Source organism: Virgibacillus sp. AGTR (genome assembly GCF_016919725.2).
Taxonomy (GTDB): domain Bacteria; phylum Bacillota; class Bacilli; order Bacillales; family Amphibacillaceae; genus Virgibacillus; species Virgibacillus salarius.
Genome location: NZ_JAJERH010000027.1, coordinates 42381 through 50902 on the forward strand (window position 1 = coordinate 42381; position 8522 = coordinate 50902).

Annotated in this window: 3 protein-coding genes and 1 pseudogene; 3 read left to right on the forward strand and 1 reads right to left on the reverse strand. The window is 29.0% G+C overall.

Going from position 1 to position 8522, the window contains the following annotated elements; all coding sequences use genetic code 11:
* Positions 1-387 precede the first annotated feature (387 nt).
* The 3 genes from JUJ52_RS11705 (at position 388) to JUJ52_RS11715 (ending at position 8162) form a co-directional block, all read left to right on the forward strand.
* Positions 388-3192, forward strand: coding sequence for a CDP-glycerol glycerophosphotransferase family protein (locus tag JUJ52_RS11705; RefSeq protein ID WP_205389080.1), 2805 nt, complete (start codon positions 388-390; stop codon positions 3190-3192).
* An 11-nt stretch (positions 3193-3203) separates the two neighbouring features.
* A complete protein-coding gene (locus tag JUJ52_RS11710) occupies positions 3204-4430 on the forward strand; it encodes a glycosyltransferase family 4 protein (RefSeq protein WP_121603909.1) in 1227 nt (408 codons plus the stop codon).
* Positions 4431-4574: 144 nt separating this feature from the next.
* Positions 4575-8162, forward strand: a complete 3588-nt coding sequence (locus JUJ52_RS11715) for an N-acetylglucosaminidase (RefSeq protein WP_205389079.1) — start codon at positions 4575-4577, stop codon at positions 8160-8162.
* Between the two features lie 133 nt (positions 8163-8295).
* On the opposite strand, the pseudogene JUJ52_RS11720 reads toward JUJ52_RS11715, so the two are convergent.
* Positions 8296-8522, reverse strand: a pseudogene (locus tag JUJ52_RS11720) (hypothetical protein); the annotation flags it as partial.

Genomic DNA, 8522 nt, shown 5'->3' on the forward strand with positions numbered 1-8522 from the left:
ATTGAATCTGAAAATCTAGTTTATTTTATAGTATAGGTCATAAAACCTATTTAATTTGTCCGGGTTGTTATCTGAAAGCACTTTTTGAATTACTTTTATAATTCAAACTGATACATAAATAATAATTAATAGTAATTTGAAAACAAAAGAATTTTTGATTTTCAGTACAATAATATAAATTCTTTCTTAAAAGGATACTTCTATTAATACCTCCAAAAATGATATTAATTATGCTATTATTATTATTTAGAAGTAATTATTGTCGAATATTGCCAAATAATATGAAATAGTAATATCATCCTGTTTTGGGAGTTTTGATAGTACTATGGTTGGTGTTTGTGGAATTATAATTATTAAATTCAATGTTGTGGAGGTAATTAGCTTAAAATGAAACTACTTAATTACATTTGGGATTATTCAAATAAAAAAGAAGTCTTAATATATGAAATCTCTTATCGACAAGAGTATATTAAATTATATACTAAAATTGACTATGGAAATGACGAGCGTGAAAAGATAAAAGAAGAATTTGTGTTAGTGAAGAACAGAAATTCTAATGAAAAACATTTTTTTGAAGTAAAGGAAAAAAAATACTTTAATGGTTATGAAACTTTCGTTTTTCTTTTACCATTAAGAATTTTTGAAGGTAGTTATAATGAAGTCTGGGATCTATATTTGCTTTCTGATTCTATTACAAGTAAAGAATATATTAGAATAAAAGATATTGCAACCGAATCATTAGAAGTACCATATTATCCAGTAAATAAGAATGTCAGCCTACAACTTTTTAATACAATTAAAGGGAATCTGTCGATAAGATCGACTTATAATAACGCTTTTGCAGAAGTACATGAATTAACAAGTGTAGATAATAATCAGTTGTTAATTTCTGGTAAAGTTTTTGATAGTGATATAGGAACTGAGAGGTTTTTAGTTTTTGAAGATCAAGAAACTGAGCGCGATTATAAATTTAAGTTAGATATCTTAGAGAGTTCAAACTATGTTGAATTCAAACAGAATATTGTGTTTGATGATATTAAATCTATGGGGAATAGCGAGTTTAAGTTATATATACAAGTGGGAACAAAAAAAATTCCACTGTCAATAAATGATAAAGTGAATTTAAAAGATTTATTTATGATAAATAATTCTTCTTTATTCGAACTCCTATTCAAAAAGTCGAATAAATCAAAACATTTATCGGTAATTTTTGTAAATCAAAAAATGCAAGTTGAAATAACAAACATATTAATTAATACAGATAATGTTTGTTTAAAAGGATATATAAACAGTAGATATGATATAAAAATAAACGGGTTGCATAGGATAAAGATAAAAAAGAGAGATTCAAATGAAATTATTGAAGATTCTATTGAAGTATACAATAATAAATTTGAATATAAATTGGAAGTAAAAAATTTAATACATAGTAATAGATTAATTAATGGAGTTTGGGATATTTATTTAATTTCCGGTGAAGAATGGATACGTTTTGTTACTAGATTAAATGGAATTGAAGATAAACGTTCGATAGTCAATATGCCACAGATAATATCACCTAATTTACAAAATGAAAATAAAGTGGTTAAAGTTTATTATACATTATATGAAGAAGTGTCAATATTAGTCAGAAATCATATTGTTAATAAAAAACTTCAGAGAATACTTTTTAATAAGAATGAACTAATAATAGACGGTTTACTAAATATACAGACCCCAAATGATGAAATTCCTGAGCTTATCGAGGGGAATATAAGGTTTAAGCTTCCTTATGGTCATAAAATGAAATTACCGGTTAAAGTAAAATTAATTAAGACAGGTAGAACATTATTAGAATACAAGTATATAATATCGGCAGCAATAAACAACAGTCAGAAAGAAAATATATATCAAAATATTAATTTTGATTTATGTGAGTGTGAAATTAAATTTGGCCAAAGCAATAGCGTATTCTATTTGAATTTACTTCCATCGAAAATAGAAAGTACTTTAGAGGGTTTATTTGTTAAGAATAGTGAACTAAGAAGATTAAGTAATTCTATTAAATTAAAATTCTATTACTTCATGAATAAAGTAGTACCCATTAATTCAAAATATGTTATTTTTCAAAGTACAACTGGTATGAATTACTCATGTAATCCTAGAGGTCTATATGAAGAAATGCTTAAACAAAGTATTGATTTCAAACCCGTATGGGTCGTGAATAAAACAAACCAAAAAATACAAGGAAACCCCAAAATAGTGAAACCAAACACATTAAGATATTACTATTATCTAGCAATTGGAAAGTATTTCGTTAATAACGGAAATTTTCCAGACTTCTACAAAAAAAGAAAAAATACTGTTCATATTCAAACATGGCACGGCACACCTTTAAAAAAGTTGGGCTTCGATATAGACCCAAGTTCACCTTCATACAAAGAAAATACTTCTGAAAATTTAATTAGAAGAAATAAAAGGTGGGATTATTTGGTGTCCCCAAATAAATATACAGGCAATATATTACAAAGAGCATACTTATTTAAAAATCAAATATTAAATGTTGGATATCCGAGAAATGATATCTTGTATCAAGATAAAGATTTTAAGAGTGATCAGGTGAATAAAATTAGAAGTTATTTAAATATACCAGCTAATAAGAAAATAATACTTTATGCTCCAACATGGAGGGATAATGACTTTCATAATGGTTTGTTCAATGAACCATATGAATTTAAATTTAATTTAAATGACTTTGTTGAACGCTTTGGAAATGAATATGTTCTATTAGTTCGTTTACACCCTAGAGATTCAATAAGATGTCAAATTAGGGAATATGAAAATATTATATATAATGTTTCTAACTATGATGATATTAAATTATTATATTTAATTTCTGACCTATTAATAACTGATTATTCTTCAGTTATGTTTGATTTTGCTAATACAAAAAAACCAATTATCTTTTTTGCATATGATATAAAACAATATTCCTCAGCTCTTAGAGGTTTCTATTTTAACTTACACAGAGATGCACCTGGCCCTATTGTGACTAATGGAAAAGATTTATTAGATACAATAGAGATTTCAAGATCATTACCTGAGCTTTACTTTGATAAATATGAAGAGTTTTATAATAAATTTTGTTCTTGGGAAGATGGTTGTGCATCACAAAGAATTATTAATCAGGTATTTTATAGCTTGAAATCTTAGGAGGGTTTATTTTGAAGATATATTTTTTAATTTTAAATGTGTATGGAATGGGTGGGACAGTAAGAACTGTTTTAAATACCGCAAATTATTTAGCTAATAAGAACTATAGTATTGAAATTATAAGTCTATTTAGAAGGCAAAATACACCCTTTTTTCATGTGGATCCCAGAGTGAAAATAACAATACTCCACGATGTATACGCTCGTGACAGAAATCGTCAAGACATACGCACAAAAATTGCTAACTTTTTATTGTCAAGAAAAAGTAAACTTATTCATAAAGATGAAGAATCTATAAAGCAGTTCTCATTATTAACGGATATTAAATTATTTTTATATTTGAGGTCGATTAAAGAAGGAGTTTTAGTATCAACAAGACCCTGTTTTAACTTATTTATATCGAAGTTTGGTAGAAAGAAGATAAAATTAGTTGGACAAGAACATATTAACTTCGAAGGGCACCCAGAAGGTTTAAAAAAATCTATTAAAAAATATTATCCAAAATTAGATTATCTTATAACCCTTACGGATAAAGATAATGAACATTATCAAAAGATATTTAATAGAAATAGTAATCTACAAATTTTAAAAATAACTAATTCAGTTTCTGCTAATCAAGAAGTATATAAATCTTCATTAAAAGAGAAAACCGTTATAGCAGCGGGAAGACTTGATTACATTAAAGGCTATGATTTATTAATTGAAGCTTTTTCATATGTTGTTAAAAAAAATCCCGATTGGAAGTTGAAAATTTATGGTACTGGTAAAGAAAAGAATGAATTAATGAAGCTTATACAAGATAGACATTTATATAATCATGTGTTTTTAATGGGGCCGACTAAGAATTTGAACAAAGAATTATTAAACTCTTCTATTTTTGCAGTTAGTTCACGAATTGAAGGATTTGGTTTGGTTATCGTAGAGTCAATGCAAAGTGGTGTTCCTGTTGTTAGTTTTGACTGTCCGCATGGTCCCTCAGAAATAATTACAAATGAGGTTGATGGGATTCTTGTAGATAATGAAAATGTCTTAGGATTGGCAAACTCAATTAATCTATTAGTAGAAGATAATGAATTAAGAGGAAAAATGGGATTGCATGCTATAGAGAGTGTAAAGAGGTTTTCTATTGAATCTATAGGAGCACAATGGGATGAGTTTTTTAAAAGTATTTTTATTAATATAAATGAACAAAACCATAAAATCGATAGTAAAACATTATCGTCTAACAGTAGTAATTAAAGAAAAATTTTATGTGAAATGGATGAATTTAAACCTACAAAAGTGAAATCTATTTTAAATTTCACTTAAGTACCATATTAATTTAATTCTGTTAATTATAAAAGTTTAATTTAGTAGTATCCAAATTTTGAAAGGGTGATTGAGATGAAGAAAATTATTAATTTGTTATTATTATTATTCCTATTATACCCTTATAGTGTAGTAGCTGATGAAGCAGTAGAAAATAATGATCTTGAAAAAAATGAGGGGGACACATCAGTAAATCAAGTTAATGATGAAGGTGAATCTATTAACCCTAAATTAGAGCAAGAGGAATCTGAAGTTAAATTAGAGATGGATAAAGAACATAGTTCTACAACTCAAAAAGCTAAAGATTCTATTAGTGATGATAATACTGATGTGGAGAATAATGATAGCATTAATGTTCCTAAAGAAAATAATGTTATTAGTGAACTCGAAAACAAGAGTATTAGTGATACTAATAATTTTGATACTAAAATAACAAATACTAAAAATATAAGCCTACTTGGCAAGATAATTAAGTCTAATACCAAAATCTATAATAATCCTGAAAAGGGAACTGAAGATTATTTTAAAGCTGGCGATACTTATACGAACACAGTCTTTTATATAAAAAAACAAATGAATATTGATAAAGATGTATATTATTTAATTAGTAATCAACCAAGTAGTACTCATGGAGTAATTGGGTGGGTAAGGAAAGATCAACTTTCCACTTATACTCATACAAGCGTCGATTCTAAAAAAAAGGTGTTTTACTTAAATGGGAGAGGGGTTGCATATAATAAACCTTGGGGGGGAAGTAAGGATGTAGTATATAATTCTTCTCAACTAGATAAACTAAATGGTTACAAATTCGAAGTTAATTTAACAAATAATGTAGGTAATAATACTTGGTATAAGGGGTTACTAAATGGAAAAACAGTATGGATTCATTCGAATCATCTAACAAGATCTAGTGAAATAAGTAGATTAGGGAAATTTAAAGATGTGGATGCAAAAGTTTATTCTGCCCCGGGTAATGAACTAGATTATAACTATGCTGGGAATGAACTTATAAATAAGGTGTATTACATAAAAGAATCTATTAATTTGAACGGTCAGCTATATTATTTAATTAGTAACCAACCCAGCAACTCTACAGGAACTATAGGATGGGTTAGAAAAAATGATTTGCTCTCTTATACTCATGAAGGATTAGACAGCAAAGAAAAAACTTTATATTTAAAGGGAAAAGGCATAGCCTATAATAGGCCGTGGGGTGGAAAAGAAAACATAGTTTATAATATAAACGATTTAAAAAAGAGACAAGGAATGATATTTCAAGTTAACTTGACTCAAAAAGTAGGTAATAACCTATGGTATCGAGGGATACTAGAAGGGAAAACAGTATGGATTCATTCGGATCATGTAAAATCGCCTCAATCTACAAGTAAATTAGGGAAGATTAAGAGTAATAAAGAGAAAATTTATTCTTCACCAGGTAACGAGTTAACAGCTAGTTCTGCAGGGTCAGAAAATATAAATAAAGTTTTTTATATTAAACAGCAAATTAATTTAAATGGCATTCTATATTATAATATAAGTAATTATCCAAGTATCCATAAAGGAACAATTGGTTGGGTAAAAGAGGATAGTATGCTTTCGTACACCCATGTAAATGTAGATAACATTTCTAAAATATTCTACTTAAGCGGAAAAGGTGTTGCTTATAACAAACCATGGGGAGGCAGTCAGAATGTAATCTATGATTCTGAAGCTCTTAAAAATATGCAAGGCTATGGACTAATTGTTAACTTGACTAATAAAGTAGGAGATAATATATGGTATAGAGCCAATCTAAAAGGTAATAGTATATGGATTCATTCAAGCCATTTAATGAATATAACTGGTAGTGCAACAAGTAGGTTAGGGAAAATTAAAAGTGAAACCGCTAAGATCTATAAGGGGTTAGGTGATGAAACAACAACAATCAATGCTGGAAGTACGTACACCAACAAGGTTTTTTATATAAAAAGAAAAAGCCAAATAGACAACAAAATCTACTATTTGTTAAGTAATAAACCTAGTAGTACAGAAGGAACAATTGGTTGGGTAAAAAAAGAAGATGTTAATTCATATACTCATGAAGGAATTGATAATAATTCAAAGAATTTATATTTAAAAGGAACAGGTCTAGCCTATGATCGTCCATGGGGTGGAAAAGAAAACATTATTTATAATAATACTGAAATTAATGCTATGGAAGGCTATAGTATTCAGGTTAATTTGACTCAAAAGGTTGGCAACAATATATGGTATCGGGGAATAGTTAATGGAAAAACAGTATGGATTCACTCAAGTCATGTAACTGGTACCACTGGAACCAGCACAAGTAAATTAGGGAAATTAAAGAGCGATTCTTCTAAGATTTATAAGAGGCTTGGTGACGAGTCATCAGCTATTAATTCAGGAGAGAAGTATTTAAATAGTGTATATTACATTAAACGTCAAAGTGAAATAAATGGTGAAATTTATTACTTAATTAGTAATTTACCAAGTAGTACTAGTGGAACCATTGGATGGGTCAAACAGGATGAATTAACGTCATACAGTCACCAAAGCGTAGATAGTAATAAGAAAAAATTAACTTTAAAGGGTAAAGGAATAGCTTACAATAAACCATGGGGTGGAAGTAAAAATATAGTATTTGATTTAAAAGATATGATTAATTTGAAAGGCGAAATACTAGAAGTAACTTTAACAAATAAGGTGGGAGGTCAACTTTGGTATAAAGGGCAATTACAAGGGGAGACGGTTTGGGTACATGAATCTCATTTAGAAAAAAATACTGCAAACTATTCTTATTATGATTTAACACTAAGCGAAGCTGTCTCTATACAAATGAAGGCTACCCCAAAAACAGATAAATATGTGCATTATGTACATGGTGATTATATACAATACAATAATAAAGGTAATTACTATTATGTTACCGCAAGTACTTTGAATGTAAGAGGTGGTCCGGGTACTAATTATTCAATAGTTGATACTTTAAATTATGGGGAGAAAGTTTCTATAAGAAAAAAAGTTGGAGACTGGTATAGATTATATTGGGTTAACGCTAAGGAGGAAGATGTTAGATATTATTTAGATCCGAATAACTTTATTAATGATGATGTTCAAAAATTTCAATTCTTAGACCTATCAAGGTCCAGTGATATATCTGCTTCTGTACTAAATGATTTCTTATCGGGAAAAGGAACACTAGCCGGACAAGGGCAGGCATTTATTGATGCAAGCATAATAAATAGTATTAATGATGTCTATCTAGTATCTCATGCTATTTTAGAAACGGGTAATGGTACCTCTACTCTTGCCAGTGGTGTTAAGTATAATGGGAAAACGGTCTATAATATGTATGGAATCGGGGCATATGACAGTTGCCCGGTTGATTGTGGGGCTAAAAAGGCTTATGAAGAAGGGTGGACTACTCCATATAAGGCCATTGTAGGAGGCGCTAAATTTATTGGACGAGATTATATTTCCTCCGGACAAAATACTTTATATAAAATGAGATGGAATCCTCTTGCTATGGATAATACAGGATCAGCAACACATCAATATGCTACGGATATTGGTTGGGCTTCAAAGCAAATTACAACTATGTATAATTTATATCAACAAATTGGTTCTTATTCTTTACATTTAGATATACCATCCTATAGATAGTGTTTAAGGTAATAAATGAAACACCTTTAGCCGACGAGCGAGTCGGTACCGACCCCAGAAGTTAGAGTGAAAGATCTAATTTCTGGGGGTGTTTTTGTGGCTAAATATAGTGAAGAATTTAAAGTGAAGGTTGTCACTGAGTATATATAGACGGAAACCTTTCATTTCGTTCCTTAGAGAAAAAAATATCATATGGGAGCTCTGCACCAATTGTCAACAATGGTTTAGAATTCCCTTCAACGGAATCAAATTCCCTATTATCGGAAATTTTGTCTGGCTTGTTGCCAGCCTTTTTCTTTTCCATCAGATGATAAGAGTCAGCTTTAATATTAAAGATAGTGAAATGATGGATTAGACGAT

Bases quoted from the DNA above. Each gene is read 5' to 3' on its own strand.
- JUJ52_RS11705 (WP_205389080.1), top strand. From the start codon at position 388: ATGAAACTACTTAATTACATTTGGGATTATTCAAATAAAAAAGAAGTC.
- JUJ52_RS11715 (WP_205389079.1), top strand. From the start codon at position 4,575: ATGAAGAAAATTATTAATTTGTTATTATTATTATTCCTATTATACCCT.